Below are 21315 nucleotides of genomic sequence, written 5' to 3'. Positions count from 1 at the left end.
ACAGTCCACGAGATCCCCGGGAGGACGCCATGGACGCGAAGCTGGACCCCATGAAGCTGGACCCCGTGGAGACACGGACGGTCGCGGCCGAGTTCATCGGCACCCTGCTGCTGGTCTTCTTCGCCGTGGGGTCCGCCGTCCTCGCGGCGGACTACATCGGCGCCCTCGGCATCGCGCTGGCGTTCGGGTTCACCCTGATGGCCCTGGCCTACGCGCTGGGGCCCGTCTCCGGCTCCCACCTCAACCCCGCGGTCACCCTCGCCATGCTGCTGCAGGGGCGGATCTCGGCGCGCACCGCCATCGAGTACTGGATCGCGCAGATCGTCGGGGCCATCGTCGGCGCCGCGCTGCTGCTCCTGCTGGCCAAGCAGGTCCCCGGGCTCAGCACCGACGGGACGTTCGGCAGCAACGGGTACGGCGACCGGTCGGCGGTCCACATCGACACCGGCGGCGCGTTCCTCGCCGAGGTCGTGCTGACCTTCCTGCTGGTCTTCGTCTGGCTCGCCGTGACCCACAAGGTGGCGGTGGTCGGCTTCGGGCCGCTGGCCCTGGGCTTCACCCTGGGGCTCGTCCACCTGATCGGCGTCCCGCTGACCGGCGCCTCCGTGAACCCGGCGCGCAGCCTCGGCCCGGCCCTCTTCGCGGGCGGTGACGCGCTCTCCAACCTGTGGCTGTTCCTCATCGCGCCGCTGATCGGCGCCGCGCTGGCCGCCTTCGTCCACCAGGTCGTCCAGCCACGCGGAGCGCCCGTGCTGATCGCGGACGAGCGGGCCATCGGCGGCCACCGGGCCTACGAGCTGCCGCCCGACACCGCCGAGGTCGAGGCGGAGCGGGAGGAGGGGGCCGCGCGGCCCCGGCCGCCCGAGTCTCCGGCGGGCCCGGGGGCCGACGGCCTCGGGAGCGGTCCCAAGGGCGGATCCACGGACGGGCCCACCCCGCCGGTCGGGCTTTAGGCGACAGGCGACAGCTCAGCCGAAGACCGGGCCCGTGTACTTCTCGCCCGGCCCCTGCCCCGGCTCGTCCGGCACCACGGACGCCTCGCGGAAGGCGAGCTGGAGCGACTTCAGGCCGTCGCGCAGCGGCCCCGCGTGGAAGTTGCTGATCTCGGTGGCGCTCGCCGTGATCAGGCCGGCCAGGGCGGTGATCAGCTTCCGGGCCTCGTCCAGGTCTTTGTGCCGGTCGCCCTCCTCGGCCAGGCCGAGGTTGACGGCCGCCGAGCTCATCAGGTGCACCGCCACGGTGGTGATCACCTCGACCGCCGGGACGTCGGCGATGTCGCGGGTCATGCTGTCGAAGTCCGGGCCCGCCTCGGGGGAGCCGGAGGAGGAGGGGGCGGGGGTTGCGTCGCTCATGGCGGACACGATACGTCCCGGGGGAACACGGGTTCGCCGCCGGGTTTTCTCCTGGGTTAGCACGCCCGCACCCCTGCTGGTAGAGTGGGGGATCGACCGGTCGGACATCTGCGTGCCCGACCCACAAGTGGAGGCTCCGCACTCCCACCTCGCCGGCTCACGGTCGGCAGGTCTCCGGTCAGACGGTCCCCATCGTTCCGTACGGACGATGGAACCGTCCGATAGCCCCACGGGTATTCCGTGGCGGTGTTCCGGTTGCAATGGAGCCCCGCCTGTGTCCCGTCCGGGGCATTTTTTGATGCATCGGCGCGGTTGGTCTTAGGAAAAGACGTTACGCGGCAGCCCGCCAGGCGGCCGTGTGGTGCTACCGAGGAGGATCCATCAGCGCCGAGCCCCGCATCAACGACCGGATTCGCGTTCCCGAGGTGCGACTTGTCGGTCCCAGCGGCGAGCAGGTCGGCATCGTGCCGCTTGCCAAGGCCCTGGAGCTTGCGCAGGAGTACGACCTCGACCTGGTCGAGGTGGCGGCCAACGCCCGCCCGCCGGTCTGCAAGCTCATGGACTACGGGAAGTTCAAGTACGAGTCGGCCATGAAGGCCCGTGAGGCGCGCAAGAACCAGGCGCACACGGTCATCAAGGAGATGAAGCTCCGGCCGAAGATCGACCCGCACGACTACGACACCAAAAAGGGTCACGTCGTACGGTTCCTCAAGCAGGGCGACAAGGTCAAGATCACGATCATGTTCCGTGGTCGCGAGCAGTCCCGGCCCGAGCTGGGCTTCCGACTGCTGCAGCGGCTCGCGGAGGACGTCCAGGACCTGGGCTTCGTCGAGTCGAACCCCAAGCAGGACGGCCGGAACATGATCATGGTTCTCGGTCCGCACAAGAAGAAGACCGAGGCGATGGCCGAAGCCCGCGAGGCCCAGGCCGCCCGCAAGGCCGAGCGCCAGGGCGGTTCGGGTGCGGACGCCGCCGAGGAGCCCGCAGAGGCGTGAACACCGGGGGCTGATGCCCGTCAGCCCCGGTTCACCGCCGGTGCCGCCAGGCCCCGGACAGCAAACGAACAGAGCTGACGCTCCCATACGCCCGCACCACGGGCGGGGAGCGCCACCGACGAGGAGATACGGCGCGATGCCGAAGAACAAGACGCACAGCGGTGCCAGCAAGCGCTTCAAGGTCACTGGCTCCGGCAAGGTCCTGCGCGAGCGTGCCGGCAAGCGCCACCTGCTCGAGCACAAGTCGTCCCGTCTGACGCGTCGCCTCACCGGCAACGCCGAGATGGCCCCGGGCGACGCCAAGAAGATCAAGAAGCTTCTCGGCAAGTGACGCCCTGCGCCCCGCCCCCGCGGCAGGGCGCGCGTCGAAGACCGGGACCCAATCGTTTCCGGGCCGCGTGAGAGTCGACCGCGGCCCCGCTACAAGGAGTTAACAAGTGGCACGCGTCAAGCGCGCAGTCAACGCGCACAAGAAGCGCCGGGCGATCCTGGAGCAGGCCAGCGGCTACCGCGGTCAGCGCTCGCGCCTGTACCGCAAGGCCAAGGAGCAGGTCACCCACTCCCTGGTCTACAACTACAACGACCGGAAGAAGCGCAAGGGCGACTTCCGTCAGCTGTGGATCCAGCGCATCAACGCCGCCGCCCGCCAGAACGGCATGACGTACAACCGCCTCATCCAGGGCCTGAAGGCCGCCAACATCGAGGTGGACCGCAAGATCCTGGCCGAGCTCGCGGTCAACGACATGAACGCGTTCGCCGCGCTCGTCGAGGTCGCCCAGAAGGCGCTGCCGGCCGACGTCAACGCGCCGAAGGCTGCCGCCTGACCGGTGCCGTAAGGCATCCTCTGGCACGGTCCGGACCCGCAGGCCCTCCCCGGCCTGCGGGTCCGGTCGCGTTCCGGCCCCCGCATACCGAAGTAACCGAAGCGACGAAAGTGAGCCCATGGCGGCCCCCGAGCTGACCTCCCTGCGATCGCCCCGCGTCGTCGCGGCCCGCCGCCTCGCCAAGCGCAGCTTCCGCGGCAAGGAGCGCCGCTTCCTGGCCGAGGGCCCGCAGTCCGTCCGCGAGGCCGTCGACCACCTCGTCGAGCTGTACGTGACCCCGGACGCCGCCGAGCGGCACGCCGACATCGTCGCCGCCGTGCGCGCCGCGGGAGTGCCCGTCCTCACCGCGACCGACGAAGTGATCGCGGAGATGTCCGAGACGGTCACCCCGCAGGGCCTCGTCGGCCTGTGCCGCTTCCTGGACACGCCGTTCGAGGAGATCCTCGCCGCCCGGCCGCGGCTGGTCGCCGTCCTCGCCCACGTCCGCGACCCCGGCAACGCCGGTACGGTCCTGCGCTGCGCGGACGCCGCCGGCGCCGACGCCGTGGTGCTCACCGACGCCTCCGTCGACCTGTACAACCCCAAGTCCGTCCGGGCCTCCGTGGGCAGCATCTTCCACCTGCCGGTTGCCGTGGGCGTCCCCGTCGAGGACGCCGTGCGCGGCCTGCGGGGCGCGGGCGTGCGGATCCTGGCCGCCGACGGCGCGGGCGACCGCGACCTCGACGCCGAGCTGGACGGCGGCACCATGGGCACCCCCACCGCCTGGGTCTTCGGCAACGAGGCGTGGGGCCTGCCGGAGGAGACCCGCGCGCTGGCCGACTCCGTGGTGCGGGTCCCGATCCACGGCAAGGCCGAGAGCCTCAACCTCGCCACGGCCGCCGCCGTGTGCCTCTACGCCTCCGCCCGTGCGCAGCGCGCGTCCGGAGGGTGCCGCTCTGTTACCTCCAGCTAGTAGGGTGACGCACCTGGGGCTCGGGAGGGGGCGTCGGGTGTGAGTGGGGAAGCTGCCGTGGGCGGTGCCGCGGGCGGGACCGCCGTCATCGACGACGGCGTTGTCGGGGCCGGATGCGTGCTGCACCCGGACGACCTGCCGGACGGCCTGGTCGTCGCCGACGCCGCGGGCCGCGTCGTCGCCTTCAACGCCGCGGCGGCCCGGGTCACCGCGCTGCGCCCGGCCGACGCGCTCGGCCGGCCGCTGGACCGCGCCCTGCCGCTGGAGGACCTGGACGGCCGCCGCTGGTGGCCGCTGTCCGACCCGTACGGCGGCCTCGCCACCCGCACCGGCCAGCCGGAGCGCAACCTGCTGCTGCCCGGCGGCCGCGAGGTGCTGGTCTCCGCCCGCTACGTGCGCGAGCGGCCGCTCGGCCCGCTGGTGCGGCTCGTCGTCCAGCTGCGCGGCACCGAGGCCCGGCGGCGCACCGAGCGCAGCCACGCCGAGCTGATCGCCACCGTCGCCCACGAGCTGCGCTCCCCGCTGACCTCCGTCAAGGGCTTCACGGCGACGCTGCTCGCCAAGTGGGAGCGGTTCACCGACGACCAGAAGCGGCTGATGCTGGAGACCGTGGACGCGGACGCCGACCGCGTCACCCGGCTGATCGCCGAGCTGCTGGACATCTCCCGGATCGACTCCGGCCGGCTGGAGGTGCGCCGCCAGCCCGTCGACATGGCCGCCGCCGTCCGCCGGCACGTCGCCGCGCACACCGCCCGCGGCCAGCACGCCGACCGCTTCGTGGTCCGGGTCGTCGAGCCGCTGCCGCAGCTCTGGGCCGACCCCGACAAGATCGACCAGGTGCTCGGCAACCTCCTGGAAAACGCGGTGCGCCACGGCGGCGGAACGGTCACCATAGAGGTGGCACCCGCCTTGACGAACGCGCGTACGGAGGGAACGGCGGTCACCGTGAGCGATGAGGGCCCCGGCATCCCCGAGGACGCCATGACCCGCGTCTTCACCCGCTTCTGGCGGGGCAGCAAGCGCGGCGGCACGGGCCTGGGCCTGTACATCGTCAAGGGCATCGTCGAGGCGCACGGCGGGACGATCACCGTGGGGCGCTCGGCCCACGGCGGCGCCCGGTTCCGATTTACCCTGCCCGTGGGCGCGCCGGCGTTCCTGTCCCAGGGCTGAGCTTCACGTTCCCCGGGGCCGGGGCGGCGGGCCCGCGGGCTTTCCGGACCCCCGCGCCCCTTAGACTCGACCTTTGGCACGTTTCTGGGGCCACTTTGGCCAATACAGTCGGGCGAAGCCGCGCAGCCAGCGGAGCCAGCCACTTCGGAAGTACGGGAAGAGATGTCGGCACCCAATAAGTCGTACGACCCTGTCGAGGTCGAGGCACTGAAACCGGAAGAGATCGAGCGCATGCGGGACGAGGCGCTCGCCGCCTTCGCCGCCGCCGCCGACCTGGACGCCCTGCGGGAGGCGAAGACCGCCCACATGGGCGACCGCTCCCCGCTCGCCCTCGCCAACCGCGAGATCGGCGCCCTCCCGCCGCAGGCCAAGGCCGAGGCGGGCAAGCGCGTCGGCATGGCCCGCGGTGCCGTGAACAAGGCCCTGGCCGCGCGCCAGGCCGAGCTGGAGGCGGAGCGCGACGCCCGGGTGCTGGTCGAGGAGGCGGTGGACGTCACGCTGCCGTACGACCGCGTGCCGGCCGGTGCCCGCCACCCGCTGACCACGTTCATGGAGCGGGTCGAGGACGTCTTCGTGGCCATGGGCTACGAGGTCGCCGAGGGCCCCGAGGTCGAGGCGGAGTGGTTCAACTTCGACGCGCTCAACTTCACGCCCGACCACCCGGCCCGCGCCATGCAGGACACCTTCTTCGTGGCCGGCCCCAAGAACGCCGAGACCGGCGTCGTGCTGCGCACCCACACCTCCCCGGTGCAGGTCCGCTCGATGCTCGACCGCGAGCCGCCGCTGTACGTCGTCTGCCCGGGGCGCGTCTACCGCACCGACGAGCTGGACGCCACGCACACCCCGGTGTTCCACCAGATCGAGCTCCTCGCCATCGACGAGGGCCTCACCATGACGGACCTGAAGGGCACCATCGAGCACATGGCCCAGGCGCTGTTCGGCGAGGGTCTCGAAACGCGGCTGCGCCCGGCGTACTTCCCGTTCACCGAGCCGTCCGCCGAGCTGGACATGCAGTGCTACGTCTGCCGCGGCACGTCGGTGGGCAACCCCGAGCGTCCCTGCCGCACCTGCTCCAGCGAGGGCTGGATCGAGCTGGGCGGCTGCGGCATGGTCAACCCCCGGGTGCTCGTCGCCGCGGGCATCGACCCGGAGAAGTACAGCGGATTCGCCTTCGGGTTCGGCATCGAGCGGATGCTGATGTTCCGCCACAACGTCGAGGACATGCGAGACATGGTCGAGGGTGACGTGCGCTTCACCCGGCCGTTCGGGATGGAGATCTGATGCGCGCCCCGCTTTCCTGGCTGCGGGAATACGTCGACCTGCCGGCCGGCACCACCGGCCGCGACGTGCAGGCCAAGCTCATCGCCGCCGGCCTGGAGGTCGAGCGGGTCGAGCACCTCGGCTCCGACCTCACCGGTCCGCTGGTCGTCGGCAAGGTCGCGACCATCGAGGAGCTGGAGGGCTTCCGCAAGCCGATCCGCTTCTGCACCGTCGACGTCGGCATGGCCAACGGCACCGGCGAGCCGCAGGAGATCGTCTGCGGCGCCCGCAACTTCACCGTGGGCGACAAGGTCGTCGTGGCGCTCCCCGGCGCCGTCCTGCCCGGCGACTTCGCCATCGCCGAGCGCAAGACGTACGGCAAGGTCTCGCGCGGCATGATCTGCTCCGGCGACGAGCTGGGCATGGGCGACGACGGCACGCACGGCATCATCGTGCTGCCGCCGGAGCATGAGGTCGGCACCGACGCGATCGAGCTGCTGGAGCTGCGCGACGACGTCCTGGACATCGCCGTCACTCCGGACCGCGGCTACTGCCTGTCCCTGCGCGGCATCGCCCGCGAGACCGCCACCGCGTACGGCCTGCCGCTGCGCGACCCGGCGCTGCTGGACGTGCCCGCGCCCAACTCGTACGGCCACCCGGTGCGCGTCGCCGACCCGGCCGGCTGCGACCGCTTCACCGCCCGTACGGTCACCGGCCTCGACCCCGAGGCCCGGTCGCCGATCTGGCTCCAGCGCCGGCTGCAGAAGGCCGGCATGCGCCCGGTCTCGCTGACCGTCGACATCACCAACTACGTGATGCTGGAGCTCGGCCAGCCGCTGCACGCCTACGACCGCTCCCGGATCGCCGGGACGATCGGCGTCCGCCGCGCCGAGCCGGGCGAGAAGCTGACCACCCTCGACGGCACCAAGCGCGTCCTGGACGCCGAGGACCTGGTCATCACCGACGACAACGGCCCCATCGGGCTGGCCGGCGTCATGGGCGGCGCCGGCACCGAGATCGCGGAGGCCGCCGAGGGCGGCTCCACCGAGGTCGTCATCGAGGCCGCGCACTTCGACGCCGTCGCCATCGCCCGCACCGCGCGCCGGCACAAGCTGTCCTCCGAGGCGGCCAAGCGCTTCGAGCGCGGCGTCGACCCGCAGGCGGCCTCAGCCGCCGCGCAGCGGACCGTCGACCTGCTGGTGCTGCTCGCGGGCGGCACCCCGGAGGCCGGGGTCACCGAGTTCATCACCCCCAGCGCCCCGCGCACCATCGCGCTGCACGCGAACCACCCGGACCGGGTGGCGGGCGTGGAGTACGGCCGGGAGACCGTCGTCCGCCGCCTCCAGGAGGTCGGCTGCGACGTCTACGGGCAGGACGAGCTGATCGTCACCGTCCCGAGCTGGCGGCCCGACCTCACCGACCCCAACGACCTTGCCGAGGAGGTCATCCGCCTGGAGGGCTACGAGAACCTGCCCTCCACGCTGCCCAAGCCGCCCGCCGGCCGTGGGCTGACCGCGCGGCAGCGCCTGCACCGCCGCGTCGGCCGCGCCCTCGCCGGTGCCGGGTACGTCGAGGCGCCCAGCTACCCGTTCGTCGGCGACTGGGCCCTGGACCACCTCGGCCTGGAGGCGGACGACGCCCGGCGGCTGACCGTGCGCCTGGTCAACCCGCTCTCCGAGGCGGAGCCCGCGCTGCGCACCACGCTGCTGCCGGGGCTGTTCGCCACGCTGCGGCGCAACGACAGCCGGGGTGAGCACGACCTGGCCCTCTTCGAGACCGGCCTGGTCTTCCGTCCCACCGGCGAGGAGCTCCCGGCCGGCCGGCTGCCGGTGGACCGCCGTCCCACCGACGAGGAGATCGCCACCCTGGACGCCGCGCTGCCCCGGCAGCCGCGCCGGGCGGCCGTGGTCCTCGCGGGCGCCCGCGAGCGTGCCGGCTGGTGGGGCCAGGCCCGTCCGTCGACCTGGGCGGACGCCGTCGAGGCGGGTCGCACGGTGGCCCGCGAGGCCGGCGTCGAGCTGATCGTCCGGCAGGACCAGGTGGCGCCGTTCCACCCGGGCCGCTGCGCGGCGCTGCTGGCCGTGGTGGACGGGCAGGAGGTGCTGGTCGGCAACGCCGGTGAGCTCCACCCGCGCGTCATCAAGGCGTTCGGCCTGCCGGAGCGCACCTGCGCGATGGAGATCGAGCTGGACCGCCTGGAGCAGGCCGGCGCGGGTGCGCTGGAGGCGCCGCGCGTCTCCTCGTTCCCGGTGGCCACGCAGGACGTCGCCCTGGTGGTGGACGCGGGCGTGCCGGCCGGCGAGGTCGAGGCCGCGCTGCGGTCCGGCGCCGGTGAACTGCTGGAGTCGCTGCGGCTGTTCGACGTCTACACCGGCGAGCAGCTGGGCGAGGGCCGGAAGTCGCTGGCGTACGCGCTGCGGTTCCGCGCCTCCGACCGCACGCTGACCGCCGACGAGGCGTCCGCGGCCCGTGACGCCGCCGTCCGGACCGCCGTCGAGCGCACCGGCGCGGTGCTGCGCGGCGCGTAACCGCGATGTCGTGACGCAAGGGGCGCTCCGGTTTGCCGGGGCGCCCCTTGCACACCTCGCGCACCGTCAGCCTCGCACCCACCGGGCTTCACCCGATGGGGTGGAAAACGGGGTTCAGGTCGTTACTTCCGCGCCCGCGCTCGCGAGAATCGAGCGCGTCATTGCGCAAGGGGGGCCGACGGCATGATCCGTACCAGGGCGGCGGCGCGCTGCCGACGGGGTGCGGTGCTCGCGCTGCCCGGCCTCTGGGTCGCCGGAGTGGTGATCTGGGAGCTGCTCAGCCCGCTCGGCGTCCACTTCGTCCAACTGCTCGCCGCCGCCCCCGCCATCGCCTGCGCCGGCAGCGGCCGCCGCCAGTGCGTCCTGCTCGGCGGCGCCTGCGCGCTGTTCGCCCTCGTCCCGCTGGGGTCGGCGGGCCGCGCCGATCCGGCCATGCGGCTGGGCACCTGCTGCGCCGTCCTCGCCGTCGTCGCCGCGGCCTGGCTCACCAGCCACCGCCGCCTGAGGCTGACCCGCGAGCTCGAACGGCTCCGGGAGATCGCCGCCACCGCCCAGCACGCCGTCCTGCGCCCGCTGCCGCCCCGCCTCGACGGGCTCACCCTGGCCGGCGGCCACCGCTCCGCCAGCGAGGGCGCCCTGCTCGGCGGTGACCTCTACGAGGCGCTGGCCACCCGGCACGGCGTCCGGCTGGTCATCGGGGACGTCCGGGGCCACGGCCTGCCCGCCCTCGGCACCGTCGCCGCCCTGCTCGGCAGCTTCCGGGAGGCCGCCCACGACGAGGACGGCCTCGCGGGCGTACTGCGCCGCATGGAGCGCGCCTTCCACCGCCACCTCGGCGACCGGGCGTCCGGCCAGTCGCCGCCCTCCGGCGAGTCGCTGCCTTCCGGTGAAGACTTCGCGACCGTCCTGATGCTGGAGATCGGCGCGGAGGGCGAGGTGACGGCCCTCAACTGCGGCCACCCCTGGCCGCACCGGCTGACCGGCGGCGACGCCGGCCCGCCCCACGGCGTCCGGGCCGAGGTGCTCTCCTCCGGCGAACCGCTGCCCCCGCTGGGCATGTTCCCGCTCCCCGCCGAGCCGCCCGTCCGCCGGCTCACCCGGCTGCTGCCCGGTGAGGCCCTGGTGCTGCACACCGACGGCGTCGAGGACGCCCGGGACGCGGCCGGCCGCTTCTTCCCGCTCACCCGCGCCCTCACCGAGGCCGCCGCCCGCGCGCCCGTCGTCCCGGCCGCCGTCGTCGACCGCGTCCGCGCCGCCGTCCTGCGGCACACCGGCGGCGTCCTCACCGACGACTTCGCCCTGCTCGCCCTGCGCAACGACCGCCGGCGCGTCCCGGACCGCACCCCGCACGGGCCGCTGGCCGGCAGCTGCCCGCACGGCTGAACTCCCTTGCCCGGCACGGCCGTTCACACCCCGTGCGAATCCGTTTCCGTTACGCTGGGTCGACCGAGCGCTCACGGAGGGGCGGCATGGAGCCCAACACTCTGCTCGACGCCATACTCGACGAGGCGGGGATGTCCCACGCCGGCCTGGCTGCCCACGTCAACACGGCGGGCCGGGCCAGGGGTCTGGCGTTGCGTTACGAACACACCGCGGTGGCCCGCTGGTTGAAGGGCCAGCGGCCGCGCGGACAGGTGCCCGACCTCATCTGCGAGGTGCTGGGGGAGCGGCTGCACCGGCCGCTGACCCTCGACGACATCGGCCTGGGCACCCCCGGCGCCCCCGGGTCCCCGGCACCCCGCTGTCCGGCTTCGTCGAGCGGGCCACCGCCCTGTGGCGCTCCGACGAGCAGCAGCGCGAGCACGTCGTCACCGCCCCCGCCGTCACCGGCACCCACGCCGTCATGCCCGTCTGGGAGTGGGAGAACCCGCCCGACGACGCCGACGTCTCCCGGCGCGGCCTCACCCGCGTCTCCATGGACGACATCGCCATGCTGCGCGCCGCCCGGACGCACTACGAGCAGATGTACCGCAAGGCCGGCGGGGTCGCGACCCGCGCCCGGATCGTCGGTTTCCTCAACGCCGAGACCGCCCCGCTGCTGCGCGGCAGTTACTCCGACGCCACCGGCCGTCACCTCCACCGCGCCACCGGCGGCCTGGTCGCCGTCGCCGGCATCTGCGCCTACGACTCCGACGCGCACGGCCTCGCCCAGCGCTACTTCCACCAGGCGCTGCGGCTGGCGAAGGCCAGCGGGGACCGGGGGCTGGGCGCCTACGTCATCGCCCTGCTCGTCAACCAGTCGCTGTTCCTGGGGGAGTACCGGCAGGCCGTCGCCTTCGCCGAGTCCGCGCTGCGCTCCGGCGGCCCGCACCTGACGCCCGCGCTCGCCGCCGACCTCTACGCCATGCAGGCCAAGGCGTACGCCCGGCTCGGCGACGGCGCCGGGGCGCTGGGCTGCATCCGCCGCGCCGAGTCGGCCGCCGAGCGCATCCACCGGGGCCAGGAACCCGCCGAGACCGGCTACGTCCAGCCGGGACTGGTCAACGTCCAGGTGGCCGAGGCCCTGCTCAGCCTCGGTGATCTCCGTCCCGCCCGTGAGCACGCCGACCGGGCCGTCGACACCCCCGCCCACGACCGGGGCCGTGTCCACCGGCTCGCCATGCTCACGCACATCGAGCTGCGTCAGGGAGACGCGGACAAGGCGGTGGCCACCGCTCAGGAGATGACCGAGCAGGCGAGGGGCATGGAATCGCAGCGCTTACGGGACCGGCTCCGGGCGGTGCGCGAGCACCTGGTCGAAAGCGGGTGCGCGGCCACCGCCGAGGCCGCCGAAATGATCGAAGGGGCGCTGCGCGTGCCCTTGTGACGACCCTTGTGCGGGCGACGCCCGGGTAGGTGGCCACCTCGGCGGAAGGTGGCAACACGTGCGTTGGAAGAATCTCGCGGAGCGGAACGTCTATGAGAACCGCTGGTTCCGGGTCAATCTCGCGGACGTCGAACTCCCCGACGGCCGACACCTCGACCACTTCCTCATCCGGATGCGGCCCGTGGCCGTCGCCACGGCGGTCAACCGGGCCAACGAGGTCCTGCTGCTCTGGCGGCACCGGTTCATCACCGACACCTGGGGCTGGGAGCTGGCCGCCGGGGTCGTCGAGGACGGCGAGGACACCGCCCGGGCCGCGGCCCGGGAGATGGAGGAGGAGACGGGCTGGCGGCCCGGCCCGCTGCGGCACCTGATGACCGTCGAGCCGTCCAACGGCCTCACCGACGCCCGGCATCACGTCTACTGGACGGACGAGGCCGAGTACATCGGTGAACCGGAGGACGGCTTCGAGTCGGACCGCCGCGAGTGGGTCCCGCTCAAGCTGGTGCCGGACATGATCGCCCGGGGTGAGGTGCCGGCCGCCAACATGGCCGCCGCCCTGCTCCTGTTGCACCACACGCGCCTCGGCTGATCGCCCGATCACCGATCACGTGATCACCTGATCACCTTCGGGCGGCGGGGGACCCCCGTGCTCACCGGCCGACCACCTGCCAGACGGCGAGGCCCAGCCCTGCCAGGCCGGTGAGCGCGGCAAGGGAGGAGACCGGCCACCGGCCGCTCTCCAGCGCCTTGACGCGCTCCTCCACTTCGGTGATCTCGCGTTGCGCCTGGTCGCTGCGCTGGGTGAGCAGGGCGAGGCGCCCGTCGATGCGGACGGCGCCCACGTCGAGTCTGCGCCGGAGCTCCGCGAGCTCTGCCGTCTTCGCGGCGTGCTCGGGATGCAAGGTCACGGTCCGTACTCCTTCCGGAAGGTCCCACGGCTGTTTCCGTGGTGAACGCGCTGTACGACAAGGAAAGCGCGGGGCGAGGCGGGGCGGGAGCGTGTGCGGAGGGTGAGTACGGGTCAGCGCCGCACACCCCGTGTGAACCTCTTTGCGGTGTCCTGCCGTTCGGGGAGCAGGTGTTCCCCGACCACGCGTTTCACGGCCGGGGCGGAATCCGGCCGCAGCGCGCCGGGCGGCGCGGCGGGGGTTCGTCGTCGGGCCGCCGGGGCCCGTCCGGCGTCGCCCGGGTCCGCGAGGCCACTCGATACGCCATGAAAGCCATGGTTTATGAGATTCGCGATGAGAGCGGGCAAACGCCCACCAATGTGGCAGTAGGCTCAGATGAATGAACGATGTCCGCGGAACTCCCCACCGATGGCGGTCGGTCTTCGGCCTGATCCTGCTGGCCCCCTGGTGGGCGAGTTCCTGCTGGGCAACACCCCCATCAGCGACCTGGGGTCCCTGTTCCTCTTCATCCCCCTGTACGGGTGCGGGGCCCTGCTCGTCCGGGAGGCCGCGCGGCGCGCCGGGCGGGGCTGGCCGACGATGCTGCTGCTCGGGGCGGCCTACGGGCTGTTCGAGGAGGGCCCGGTCGACCAGATGCTCTGGAACCCCCACTACGGCGGCGTCCCCTTCGGCCTCGTCTACGCGGGGACCCATGTGCCGCTGCTCGGCACCAGCGTGGCGCTGCTGCAGGACGTCGTCTCGATGCACATGATCTGGAGCATCTGCGTACCCATCGCGCTGGTCGAGGCGTTCGGCCGAGAACCGCGGCGGCCGTGGCTGGGACGGCTCGGTCTGGGCGTCACCGGCCTGGTGTTCGCGGCGGGCTCGCTGGGGCTGGCGGCCCTGCAGTACGCCTACAACGACGAGTTCATGGCCTCGGCGGGGCAGTGGACCGTCGGCGCCGTCCTGATCGTCGGGCTGATCGCGGCGGCCTTCCTCGTCGGCCGGAGCCCGGGCCCGCGGAGCCCGGCCGCCGCACCCGCCCCATGGCGCGCCGGGTGCGCCGCGTTCGCCCTCACCAGCGCCTACTGGGCCGGTCAGACGCTGCTGCGGGACCACGTACCGGACTGGATCACGGCCTTCGTCTGGCTGCTGCTCGCCGCGGTGGCCTCGGTCCTGGGCCTGCGCTGGTCCCGAGGCCGCGGCTGGGGTGCCGGCCACCGCGTCGCGGTCGCCGTCGGCGCCCTGCTGACCTACGTCTGGGCGGGCTTCGTCCAGGCGACGGACTCGGGCGCCCCGGCCGCCGTCGCCCTGACCGGCAACGCCGTCTTCGGAGCGGGCGCGCTCGTCCTGGCGGCGGCCGCCGTCCGCTCGGTACGGCGACGCCGGACCGGCGAGCCCGGCTGACGCGACCGCGGGGCCGACGACCGACGCCCCTGTCGCCGGCCCGGCGACGACCGCGTACGCACTCGGCGAGCGTCGGGACCGTGACCCCGAAGGCGGTGGGACGCACCACCGCCGGGCGGGCGGTCATGGAGGAACGCGCCTTACACAGCGGGCGGTTCGGCGATCAGCGCGGTGCCGACGCGGCGGAAGCCGAGCCGGCCGTACAGCCGGGCCACGTCCTCGTCACCGGCGGAGAGGAAGACCGTCTCCACGCCTCGCGCCCGGGCGTCGGCGATCAACTCGGCGGTGACGGCGAGGCCGAGGCCCCGGCGGCGGGCCGCGGGCAGGGTACCGACGCCCACGATCTCGCTGACCACCCCGACCGGCTGGTGCTGCCCCGCGCTCAGCACCGTGCCGTCCTCCAGCGCGGCGGCGACGGACGTCAGTCCGGCCCGCATCCGGCCGGCGAGCCGTGCGACGGTCCCGTCGGCAATCAACTCCTCGGCGTGTGCCGCGAGTTCGGTGCGTCCGGCGACGCCGGTGCGGGTGCCGGGCTCGGCGAAGGCGAGGAAGGGGACGGCCACCGCGCTCGGCAGCGCCGGGTCGTCGGCGTCCAGCGTACGGACGGTGACGCCGCCGGACGGCGGGACCACGGCCGGGACGGCGGCGGCGTCGAGGACCATCAGGGGGTGCTCGTGCACCACGAGCCCCGACTGCTCGACGGCCGCCCGCAGCGCGGGGGTGGTCTCCGCGACCCACTCGAAGGACTCGGGCACGCCGAGCGCGCGTTGGCGGGCCCGGACGCGGTCCACGTCGGCGGCGGTCACGGCGGTGGGACCGGCGAGGGCCGGGCGGGCGTAGTACGGCCAACCGCCGGAACCCTCCCGTACGAACAGGGTCAGCGGACCGAAGTCCTCGGCGCGGGCGCCGGCGCGCGGCACGGCGTCGTAGTACGTCTCCAGACGGTTCAGCGGCAAGCTCGTACTCCTGTGAGGGGGTGACCGGACCGGAACATGCCGGACGGGCCGGTGACCCGGCCCGTCCGAGGCGTGACAGGAGCGGTGGCCGCCGCTCAGTAGGTGTAGAACCCGGCCCCCGACTTCCGCCCGAGCCGCCCCGCGTCCACCATCCGCTGGAGCAGCGGAGGCGCCGCGTACAACGGCTCCTTGTACTCGGCGTACATGCTGTCGGCCACCGACGCGACGGTGTCGAGACCGATCAGATCCGACAGTTTGAGCGGGCCCATCGGATGGGCGCAACCCATTTCCATGCCGTTGTCGATGTCCTCGCGGCTGGCGATGCCGGACTCGAACATCCGGATGGCCGAGAGCAGGTACGGGATCAGCAGGGCGTTGACGATGAAGCCGGAGCGGTCCTGGGCGCGGATCGGGTGCTTGTCCAGGACGCCGGCCACCAGGGCCTCGGCCCGCTTGATCGTCTCGTCGGAGGTGGTGAGCGCCGGGATGATCTCGACCAGCTTCTGCACCGGCGCCGGGTTGAAGAAGTGGATGCCGATGACGTGGTCGGGGCGCGAGGTGGCGACCGCGAGCTTGACCAGCGGGATCGACGAGGTGTTGGAGGCGAGGATGGCGTCCGGGCGGGTGACGACCTGGTCGAGCACCTGGAAGATCTCGGTCTTGACCTGCTCGTTCTCCACGACGGCCTCGATGACCAGGTCGCGGTCGGCGAACTCGCCGAGGTCGGTGGTGAAGCTCAGCCGGCCCAGGGCCGCGTCCCGCTCCTCCTCGGTGATCTTGCCGCGTTCGGCGGCCTTGCCGAGCGAGTTGGTCAGCCGGGTGCGGCCGATCTCCAGGGCCTCGCCCGTGGTCTCGGCGACCATGACGTCCAGGCCCGCCCGGGCACACACCTCCGCGATGCCCGCGCCCATCTGGCCGCAGCCGACCACTCCCACGCGTTCGATGTCGCTCAAGACGTTGCCTTTCGGTGCTCTTCGTCGACCGGCGGGTGCCGGGGTCGCTCCCGCCTCGGTCAGACGTTACTCCGCGCGGTCCGGTAGCGGGGGGCCCGGGGAGGGCATGCTCAGCGCGCATGGTGTGACACATCCGACAAGGAGTGAGCAACATATGGTGCGTATGACGCGAAGACGGTTCACGGCGGTCGGGGCGGGGGCGGTGACGGCTCTGGGCCTGTTCCCGGACGCCGGGTGGGCGGACGCCGGGGAGACTCCCACGGAGTTCCGGGGCGTATGGGCCGCCACCGTCGCCAACATCGACTGGCCGTCCCGCCCGGGGCTCACCCCGGACCGGCAGCGCGAGGAACTCCTCGCCCTCCTCGACTCCGCCGTGACCCGGCGGCTGAACGTCGTCCTCCTCCAGATCCGCCCGACCGCCGACGCGTTCTGGCCGTCACGGTACGAACCCTGGTCCGAGTTCCTGACCGGCACTCAGGGGAAGGACCCCGGCTGGGACCCCCTGGCCTTCGCCGTCCGCGAGGCGCACCGGCGGAGCCTGCAACTGCACGGCTGGTTCAACCCGTACCGCATCGCCAACCACACCGACCCCGGGCGGCTCGTCCCGTCCCATCCGGCGCGAAAGCACCCGGGATGGGCGGTGCCCTACGGCGGGAAGCTCTACTACAACCCCGGCCTGCCGGACGTCCGCCGGTTCGTCCAGGACGCCATGCTCGACGCGGTGTTCCGCTACGACCTCGACGGGGTGCACTTCGACGACTACTTCTACCCGTACCCGGTGGCGGGGCAGCAGTTCGACGACGCGGCCGCCTACCGGCGCCACGGCGGCAAGTTCCCGGACCGGGCCGCCTGGCGGCGCGACAACATCGACCGGCTGGTGCGCGAGACGGGCGAGCGCATCAAGCGGCGCAAGAAACATGTGCGGTTCGGGGTGAGCCCGTTCGCCGTGTGGCGCAACAAGACGACGGATCCCCGGGGTTCGGACACCCGGGCCGGGGTGCAGACGTACGACGACCTGTACGCGGACACCCGCAAGTGGGTGCGCGAAGGGTGGATCGACTACATCGTCCCCCAGGTGTACTGGCACATCGGCAACACCGCCGCCGACTACGCGACCCTCGTGCCGTGGTGGGCCCGGACCGTGCACGGCACCCACGTCGGCCTGTACATCGGCGAGGCGCTCTACCGGCAGGGCGACCCCTCACAGCCGGCGCCCTGGCAGGACCCGGCCGAACTCTCCCGCCACCTCGCGCTCTGCCGGCGCCACCGCGAGGTGGGCGGGAACGTCTACTTCTCCGCCCGGCAGGTGCGGGACGATCCGATCGGCGCGATGGCGCGCGTGGTCCGGGACCACTACCCTCGCCGCGCGCGCCCGCCGCGCTGACCGCGGCCGCTACCGCTCGCCCGTGGCCTTGCGGTGGTCCACCACCGAGTCCGGACCCGGCGACATGATGGTCTCGTGGCCGTTCTCGGAACGGACGCGGTACGGGGGTGTGCCCTTGGGCCCCAGGACCTCGACGATCTCCACGACGTGGTCCTGCTGTCCGACGACCCTGCCGTGCACGACCAGACGGTCGCCCTTGCTCGCATGCATCGACGCGGCTCCTTCCATCGGGGTCGGTCGTGGCTTGTGCGCGTGCGCGCTGACGCGCGCAGTCCCTTTCGAGTCTAGGGGCGCGGGGGCGGTTCGGCCCGGGGTGCGGCCCGATTGGGGGGTGCCCCGGGCCCTCCCCCAGAGGGGGCACCCCCACCTTCGCCGATTCCTGGGGCTGCGCCCCAGACCCCTATCGCGGCTTCGCCGCTCGTCCTCAATCGCCGGACGGGCTGACTATTCAGCCCGTCCGGCGATTGAGGACAACCGCGCGGAGCGCGGTTCCGGGGGTCTCGGGGGCTCGCCCCCAGGAATCGGTGAAGGGGCGGGGCCGGGGCATCCCCAAGGACCCCGTCAAGTCCGCTGCGTCACCGCGATACACACAAGTACCGCGACAGCGGCAAGCGGCGCCGCAGGCGCAAGGCGCTCGCCAAGAAGCGCCACCGACCACACCAAAGTGAGCAGCGGCTGCAAAAGCTGAAGCTGGCCCGCACGAGCCACACCCGTCACCGCCATCGCGCGATACCAGAGCCACATGCTCACGAACTGGGAGAACGCCAGCCAGCCGAGACCGGCGGTCGCCTTGGCCGTGAGGTGGACGGGTTCCAGGGCCAGCGCGGCCGCCGCCCCGGCGGCGCTCGCCGGCAGGCAGAGGACGAGGGCCCAGGCGATGACCTGCCAGCCGGGCAGTTCCCGGGCCAGCCGGCCGCCCTCGGCGTAGCCGGCGGCGCACACCAGCAGCGCGGCGAACAGGTACAGGTCGCCAGTGCCGGGCCGGCCGCCGCTCTGGTAGAGGGCGAACGCGATGACGACCACCGCCCCGGCCACGGCCGCGATCCAGAAGGCACGGGAGTGCCGGGCGCCGGTGCGCAGTGTGGCGTAGACGGCGGTGGTCACCGGCAGCAGGCCCACGACCACCGCCGCGTGCGAGGTCGTCGACGACTCCAGGGCCAGTGTGGTCAGCAGGGGGAAACCGACGACGCAGCCGGCCGCCACCGCGAACAGCCCGCCCCAGTGCCGGCGCTCCGGTGGAGGCACCCGGCCGGCCAGCAGGAAACCGCCCGCGAGCAGCGCGGCGAGGACGGCGCGGCAGGTGACCACTGACCAGGGGCCGAGCCCGTCCAGGGCCCAGACGGTCGCCGGGAAGGTCAGCGAGAACATGCCCACGGCGAGCAGGGCGAGGAGCGTGCCGCCGTTCGCCGCGCCGCTGTTGACCGCTATCGACATCGGGCGAGTAGCGCTATCTTGTGCTGTCATGCACGAGCGTAGCAGCGTCTCCGAACTGGCCGGACTCCTGAGACAGGAGGTCGACCGCTACTCGCCGGGTGAGAAGCTGCCGTCCAGCCGGACCCTGATCGACCGCTTCCGGGTCAGCCCCGTCACCGTCTCCCGGGCCCTCGCCGTCCTGGCGGCGGAAGGGCTGGTGGTCACCCGGCCGGGGGCGGGCGCGTTCCGCGCCGAGGCGCGGGCGGCCGCCGACCGCGTGCCGCTGGGGGACACCTCCTGGCAGCAGGTGGCGCTCAGCGCCGAGCCGGGCGACCGCACGGTGCCGCGCTCCGTCGAGGCGGCCCGGATCTGTGTGACGTTCACCCCCACGCCGTCCGGGACCATCGACCTCGCCGGGGGCTACCTGCACGCCTCGCTGCAGCCCGAACGCGCCCTCGCCGCGGCCCTCGGCCGCGCGGGCCGCCGGCCCGGCGCCTGGGGGCGGCCCCCGGTCGAGGGCGTCGACGCGCTCCGCGACTGGTTCGCGCGGGCCATCGGCGGTCCGGACGGCACGGTCGCCGCCTCCGACGTCCTCATCACCGCCGGCGGCCAGAGCGCGCTCACCACCGCGCTGCGCGCCCTGGCGCCCCCGGGCGCTCCCGTGCTCGTCGAATCGCCCACGTACCCCGGCGTACTCGCCGCCGCGTACGCCTCAGGGCTGCGCCCCGTGCCCGTCCCGGTGGACGCCGACGGGGTCCGCACCGACCTGCTGGCGGACGCGTTCCGGGCCACCGGCGCCCGGGCCTTCTTCTGCCAGCCCCTCTACCAGAACCCGACCGGCGCCGTCCTCTCCGCCGAGCGCCGCCGTGAGGTCCTGCGCATCGCCCGGGCCGCCGGGGCGTTCGTCGTCGAGGACGACTTCGCCCGCGGCCTCGCCCACGCGGACGCGCCCCCGCAGCCGCCCACCCTGGCGTCCGAGGACCCGGACGGTGTCGTGGTGCACGTGACGTCCCTGACGAAGTTCGTCTCGCCCAGCCTGCGAGTCGGCGCGCTAGCGGCCCGGGGACCGGTGGTGGAGCGGCTGCGCGCGGTCCAGTTGATCGACAGCTTCTTCGTGCCGCGGCCTCTTCAGGAGGCGGCGCTTGAACTGGTGGGTTCGCCCGCTTGGGCGCGGCACGCGCGGACGGTCGCGTCCGAACTCCACGCTCGGCGGCAGGCGTTCCTCGCCGCGGCGCGGCGGGACCTGCCTTCCGTGGTGGTCGCCCATGTGCCGCCGGGCGGCTTCCATCTGTGGCTCCGCCTGCCCGACGGGACGGAGGAGGCGGCCTTCGTCTCGGCGGCTCTGCGGGCCGGTGTCGCCGTCGCGCCCGGGCGGTTGTATTACGCGGCGGAGCCGCCGGCGGCTCATGTGCGGGTGTGCGTGGCGGCTGTGGCGGGGGAGGCGGAGTTGGCGGAAGGGGTGCGGCGGTTGGGGGTGGGGTTGGCGGGCTGAGGTCAGCCCGGTGGGGTGTGCCCCGGTCCCTCCCCCAGAGGGGGCACCCCCATTCACCGTTTCTTGCGGGGGAGGTCCCCGCGCCCCCGAAACCGCGCTTCGCGCGGTTGTCCTCAAGCGCCGGACGGGCTGAGTGGTGCGCCCGGGCGCGCTTCCAGCCCGTCCGGCGTTTGAGGACGAGCGGCGAAGCCGCGAAAAGGGGGGGTCTGGGGCGCAGCCCCAGGAAGCGGCGAAGGGGCGGGCCCGGGGCACCTCACCCCCCGAGCGGCAACACCCGCTCCAACTCCCGGAACACCCGCTCAAGCAGCGCCCGGTGATCGGTCAGTACGACCTCCACCGCCTCCCCGGTGAACATCCGCCGCACCGATGTCGCACACGCCCCCCGATAAGCGGCGACGGCGAGAGCTGCGGTCACCCGGGGCTGCGGATCGGTGCCCGAGGCCGCGATCGTCGCCGTCAGAGCCGCCTCCAGCTCGTCGTACCCCTCGCGCAAGCGAGCCCGCAGCGCGGGCGACCCGTACACGATCCGCCAGAACGGCGGGTGCCCGACGGCCGAGAGGGGATGGCCCTCGTCGACGAGCCGCAGCGCGAGCCCGCGGAGCGCGGCGACCGGGGTCTCCCCGGGGGCGCGGTCCCGGACGGCCGCGACGGCGAGTTCGATGCCCTGGGGGATCCGGTCGAGGAACAGGTCCTCCTTGCGCGGGAAGTGGTTGAAGACGGTCATGGCGGAGACCTCGGCCGCCTCGGCCACCTCCGCCACCGTCACCTCCTCGAAGCCGCGCTCGAAGAACAGCCGCGTGGCCACGTCCGAGATCCGCTGCCGCGTCCGCAGTTTCTTGCGCTCCCGGAGCGGCAGCGCCGCCGGATCCGGTGCCTTCCGTCCACTCATGGGGAAAAGGCTATATCGAATCCAAAGTTTTAGTGACTACAGTGAGC

The 21315-nt window shown here is 73.3% G+C and carries 19 protein-coding genes and 2 pseudogenes; 14 read left to right on the top strand and 7 right to left on the bottom strand.

Going from position 1 to position 21315, the window contains the following annotated elements; translation table 11 throughout:
• Nucleotides 1-50 precede the first annotated feature (50 nt).
• Nucleotides 51-737: pseudogene (locus ACQEVS_RS05885) on the top strand (MIP family channel protein); the annotation flags it as partial.
• A 231-nt stretch (nt 738-968) separates the two neighbouring features.
• Here ACQEVS_RS05885 and ACQEVS_RS05880 read toward each other — a convergent pair.
• A complete protein-coding gene (locus ACQEVS_RS05880; RefSeq protein ID WP_433016149.1) occupies nt 969-1352 on the bottom strand; it encodes a DUF1844 domain-containing protein in 384 nt (127 codons plus the stop codon).
• A 356-nt stretch (nt 1353-1708) separates the two neighbouring features.
• Between ACQEVS_RS05880 and infC the strand changes: the two genes are divergently transcribed.
• The 10 genes and pseudogenes from infC to ACQEVS_RS05830 all read left to right on the top strand — a co-directional run bounded on the left by infC (nt 1709) and on the right by ACQEVS_RS05830 (nt 12476).
• A complete protein-coding gene (gene infC / locus ACQEVS_RS05875; protein WP_185945699.1) occupies nt 1709-2347 on the top strand; it encodes a translation initiation factor IF-3 in 639 nt (212 codons plus the stop codon).
• Nucleotides 2348-2483: 136 nt separating this feature from the next.
• Nucleotides 2484-2678 carry a 50S ribosomal protein L35 gene (gene rpmI / locus ACQEVS_RS05870; RefSeq protein WP_004944288.1) on the top strand — a complete coding sequence of 65 codons (195 nt, stop codon included), beginning with the start codon at nt 2484-2486 and terminating at the stop codon, nt 2676-2678.
• A 106-nt stretch (nt 2679-2784) separates the two neighbouring features.
• Nucleotides 2785-3171, top strand: coding sequence for a 50S ribosomal protein L20 (gene rplT / locus ACQEVS_RS05865; protein WP_004944290.1), 387 nt, complete (start codon nt 2785-2787; stop codon nt 3169-3171).
• Nucleotides 3172-3289: 118 nt separating this feature from the next.
• On the top strand, nt 3290-4123 hold the full coding sequence (locus ACQEVS_RS05860) for a TrmH family RNA methyltransferase (RefSeq protein ID WP_433016144.1): 834 nt from the start codon (nt 3290-3292) through the stop codon (nt 4121-4123).
• A gap of 57 nt (nt 4124-4180) precedes the next feature.
• A complete protein-coding gene (locus tag ACQEVS_RS05855) occupies nt 4181-5293 on the top strand; it encodes an ATP-binding protein (RefSeq protein WP_433016141.1) in 1113 nt (370 codons plus the stop codon).
• Between the two features lie 162 nt (nt 5294-5455).
• Entirely contained in the window at nt 5456-6574 is a 1119-nt protein-coding gene (gene pheS / locus ACQEVS_RS05850; protein ID WP_433016138.1) for a phenylalanine--tRNA ligase subunit alpha, read from the top strand.
• The gene (gene pheT, locus ACQEVS_RS05845; protein WP_433016135.1) at nt 6574-9081 is read left to right on the top strand and encodes a phenylalanine--tRNA ligase subunit beta; all 2508 of its coding nucleotides are present in this window, start codon (nt 6574-6576) and stop codon (nt 9079-9081) included. The genes pheS and pheT overlap by 1 nt, the downstream gene beginning before the upstream one ends.
• 183 nt (nt 9082-9264) lie before the next feature.
• Entirely contained in the window at nt 9265-10464 is a 1200-nt protein-coding gene (locus tag ACQEVS_RS05840) for a PP2C family protein-serine/threonine phosphatase (protein ID WP_433016132.1), read from the top strand.
• Nucleotides 10465-10550: 86 nt separating this feature from the next.
• A pseudogene (locus ACQEVS_RS05835) lies at nt 10551-11887 on the top strand (tetratricopeptide repeat protein).
• Between the two features lie 58 nt (nt 11888-11945).
• On the top strand, nt 11946-12476 hold the full coding sequence (locus ACQEVS_RS05830; protein ID WP_433016129.1) for an NUDIX hydrolase: 531 nt from the start codon (nt 11946-11948) through the stop codon (nt 12474-12476).
• Nucleotides 12477-12537: 61 nt separating this feature from the next.
• On the opposite strand, the gene ACQEVS_RS05825 is transcribed toward ACQEVS_RS05830, so the two are convergent.
• Nucleotides 12538-12795, bottom strand: a complete 258-nt coding sequence (locus tag ACQEVS_RS05825; protein ID WP_433016126.1) for a hypothetical protein — start codon at nt 12793-12795, stop codon at nt 12538-12540.
• A 408-nt stretch (nt 12796-13203) separates the two neighbouring features.
• On the opposite strand from ACQEVS_RS05825, the gene ACQEVS_RS05820 reads away from it, so the two are divergent.
• Nucleotides 13204-14181 carry a hypothetical protein gene (locus ACQEVS_RS05820; protein ID WP_433016123.1) on the top strand — a complete coding sequence of 326 codons (978 nt, stop codon included), beginning with the start codon at nt 13204-13206 and terminating at the stop codon, nt 14179-14181.
• Between the two features lie 140 nt (nt 14182-14321).
• On the opposite strand, the gene ACQEVS_RS05815 is transcribed toward ACQEVS_RS05820, so the two are convergent.
• Nucleotides 14322-15137 carry a GNAT family N-acetyltransferase gene (locus ACQEVS_RS05815; RefSeq protein ID WP_433016120.1) on the bottom strand — a complete coding sequence of 272 codons (816 nt, stop codon included), beginning with the start codon at nt 15135-15137 and terminating at the stop codon, nt 14322-14324.
• A gap of 95 nt (nt 15138-15232) precedes the next feature.
• A complete protein-coding gene (locus tag ACQEVS_RS05810) occupies nt 15233-16090 on the bottom strand; it encodes a 3-hydroxybutyryl-CoA dehydrogenase (RefSeq protein ID WP_433016117.1) in 858 nt (285 codons plus the stop codon).
• A gap of 163 nt (nt 16091-16253) precedes the next feature.
• On the opposite strand from ACQEVS_RS05810, the gene ACQEVS_RS05805 reads away from it, so the two are divergent.
• Complete coding sequence (locus tag ACQEVS_RS05805; protein WP_433027290.1) at nt 16254-17474, top strand: glycoside hydrolase family 10 protein; 1221 nt, start codon at nt 16254-16256, stop codon at nt 17472-17474.
• Nucleotides 17475-17483: 9 nt separating this feature from the next.
• On the opposite strand, the gene ACQEVS_RS05800 is transcribed toward ACQEVS_RS05805, so the two are convergent.
• Both ACQEVS_RS05800 and ACQEVS_RS05795 read right to left on the bottom strand, forming a co-directional pair.
• Nucleotides 17484-17684, bottom strand: coding sequence for a DUF1918 domain-containing protein (locus ACQEVS_RS05800; RefSeq protein ID WP_433016114.1), 201 nt, complete (start codon nt 17682-17684; stop codon nt 17484-17486).
• A 351-nt stretch (nt 17685-18035) separates the two neighbouring features.
• Nucleotides 18036-18938, bottom strand: a complete 903-nt coding sequence (locus tag ACQEVS_RS05795; protein ID WP_433016111.1) for a DMT family transporter — start codon at nt 18936-18938, stop codon at nt 18036-18038.
• On the opposite strand from ACQEVS_RS05795, the gene ACQEVS_RS05790 reads away from it, so the two are divergent.
• Complete coding sequence (locus ACQEVS_RS05790) at nt 18937-20379, top strand: PLP-dependent aminotransferase family protein (protein ID WP_433016108.1); 1443 nt, start codon at nt 18937-18939, stop codon at nt 20377-20379. The genes ACQEVS_RS05795 and ACQEVS_RS05790 overlap by 2 nt on opposite strands.
• 253 nt (nt 20380-20632) lie before the next feature.
• On the opposite strand, the gene ACQEVS_RS05785 is transcribed toward ACQEVS_RS05790, so the two are convergent.
• Entirely contained in the window at nt 20633-21268 is a 636-nt protein-coding gene (locus ACQEVS_RS05785; RefSeq protein WP_433016105.1) for a TetR/AcrR family transcriptional regulator, read from the bottom strand.
• Between the last annotated feature and the right edge of the window lie 47 nt (nt 21269-21315).

It is taken from the genome of Streptomyces sp. CA-181903, assembly GCF_050937075.1.
Lineage (GTDB): Bacteria > Actinomycetota > Actinomycetes > Streptomycetales > Streptomycetaceae > Streptomyces.
The sequence above is the reverse complement of the archived record's forward strand: the minus strand, read 5'-3'. Positions and strand labels throughout refer to the sequence as shown.

What these genes read in the sequence shown, in the direction of transcription:
- ACQEVS_RS05800 (WP_433016114.1), bottom strand. Translation starts at nt 17,684, where the DNA reads ATGCATGCGAGCAAGGGCGACCGTCTGGTCGTGCACGGCAGGGTCGTC.
- ACQEVS_RS05790 (WP_433016108.1), top strand. Translation starts at nt 18,937, where the DNA reads ATGCACGAGCGTAGCAGCGTCTCCGAACTGGCCGGACTCCTGAGACAG.
- ACQEVS_RS05785 (WP_433016105.1), bottom strand. Translation starts at nt 21,268, where the DNA reads ATGAGTGGACGGAAGGCACCGGATCCGGCGGCGCTGCCGCTCCGGGAG.
- pheT (WP_433016135.1), top strand. Translation starts at nt 6,574, where the DNA reads ATGCGCGCCCCGCTTTCCTGGCTGCGGGAATACGTCGACCTGCCGGCC.
- ACQEVS_RS05820 (WP_433016123.1), top strand. Translation starts at nt 13,204, where the DNA reads ATGGCGGTCGGTCTTCGGCCTGATCCTGCTGGCCCCCTGGTGGGCGAG.
- ACQEVS_RS05840 (WP_433016132.1), top strand. Translation starts at nt 9,265, where the DNA reads ATGATCCGTACCAGGGCGGCGGCGCGCTGCCGACGGGGTGCGGTGCTC.
- ACQEVS_RS05805 (WP_433027290.1), top strand. Translation starts at nt 16,254, where the DNA reads ATGACGCGAAGACGGTTCACGGCGGTCGGGGCGGGGGCGGTGACGGCT.
- pheS (WP_433016138.1), top strand. Translation starts at nt 5,456, where the DNA reads ATGTCGGCACCCAATAAGTCGTACGACCCTGTCGAGGTCGAGGCACTG.
- rpmI (WP_004944288.1), top strand. Translation starts at nt 2,484, where the DNA reads ATGCCGAAGAACAAGACGCACAGCGGTGCCAGCAAGCGCTTCAAGGTC.
- ACQEVS_RS05860 (WP_433016144.1), top strand. Translation starts at nt 3,290, where the DNA reads ATGGCGGCCCCCGAGCTGACCTCCCTGCGATCGCCCCGCGTCGTCGCG.
- ACQEVS_RS05795 (WP_433016111.1), bottom strand. Translation starts at nt 18,938, where the DNA reads ATGACAGCACAAGATAGCGCTACTCGCCCGATGTCGATAGCGGTCAAC.
- ACQEVS_RS05880 (WP_433016149.1), bottom strand. Translation starts at nt 1,352, where the DNA reads ATGAGCGACGCAACCCCCGCCCCCTCCTCCTCCGGCTCCCCCGAGGCG.